Genomic DNA, 1286 nt, shown 5'->3' on the forward strand with positions numbered 1-1286 from the left:
TGACGTGCTCCCGCCAATTTAGGCCGATCGGAACTGGAATTTTCCACTTATGATCCCGCTGGGGACAGGAGAAGAGTTCCATGAAGGCATCGAAGTTTTCGGAGGCGCAGATCGCCTTTGTTCTGAAGCAGGCGGAGGACGGATCGTCGATCGGTGAGATCTGCCGCAAGGCGGGCATTTCAGACGCAACGTTCTACAATTGGCGCAAGAAGTATGCGGGCCTGATGCCGTCGGAGATGAAGCGGCTGCGCCAGCTCGAGGAGGAGAATGCCAAGCTGAAGCGGATCGTCGCCGACCTGTCGCTGGACAAGGCGATGCTGCAGGACGTGCTGGCAAAAAAGCTCTGAGGCCTGCCCGCAAGCGCAAGCTTGTCGACACGATCAAGGCAGACTGGAAGGTTTCAATCCGACGCGCATGTTCGGTGCTGAAGATCGACCGGTCGCTCTATGTCTACAAGTCCAAGCGCGGCGAGCAGGCCGAATTGAAGCTGCGGATCAAGGACATCTGCCAGACGCGGGTGCGCTACGGCTATCGCCGCGTTCACGTCCTGCTCAGACGCGACGGGTGGCCGGTCAATCCGAAGCGAATCTATCGCCTTTACAAGGAGATGGACCTGCAGCTCCGTAACAAGGTCCCCAAGCGTCGGGTCAAGGCCAAGCTCCGGGCAGACCGCACGGAGGCGACCCATTCCAACCATGTCTGGGCCATGGACTTCGTTCACGACCAACTGGCCACGGGGCGCAAAATCCGGGTATTGACGGTGGTCGACACCTTCTCGCGCTTCTCGCCTGCGGTCGATGCACGCTTCAGCTATCGGGGCGAGGATGTGGTTCAGACATTGGAGCGGGTGTGCCGCCAGGTCGGCTATCCGGCCTCGATCCGTGTCGATAACGGCAGCGAATTCATCTCCCGTGACCTTGACCTGTGGGCCTACCACAAGGGCGTCGTGCTTGACTTCTCCAGGCCTGGCAAGCCGACGGACAACGGTTATATCGAGAGTTTCAACGGCAAGTTCCGCGCCGAGTGCCTGAACGCCCATTGGTTCATGAGCCTTGACGACGCACGGGCGAAGATGGAGGATTGGCGTAGAGATTATAACGAGTTCCGGCCACACAGCGCGATCGGCAACAAGGTGCCGATTTCGCTCATGAATGGCTCATCGGCACCCCCGCCGACATGAGCCTTAACCCCGGAAAATTCCAGCTCCCGCTGGCCCAAATTCGGGGTGCACGCCATAACCCCGGAAAATTCCAGCTCCCGCTGGCCCAAATTCGGGGTGCACGCCA

The 1286-nt window shown here is 59.6% G+C and carries 1 protein-coding gene; it reads left to right on the plus strand.

Going from position 1 to position 1286, the window contains the following annotated elements; translation table 11 throughout:
* Window positions 1–80 precede the first annotated feature (80 nt).
* A protein-coding gene (locus AC1DDS_RS25725) for an IS3 family transposase (protein ID WP_477481435.1) occupies window positions 81–1180 on the plus strand; the annotation gives its coding sequence in 2 pieces (ribosomal slippage) (window positions 81–333 and window positions 333–1180; 1101 coding nt in all).
* The last annotated feature ends 106 nt before the right edge of the window (window positions 1181–1286 follow it).

The sequence above is a fragment of the Mycoplana sp. 10N416 genome, assembly GCF_056394765.1.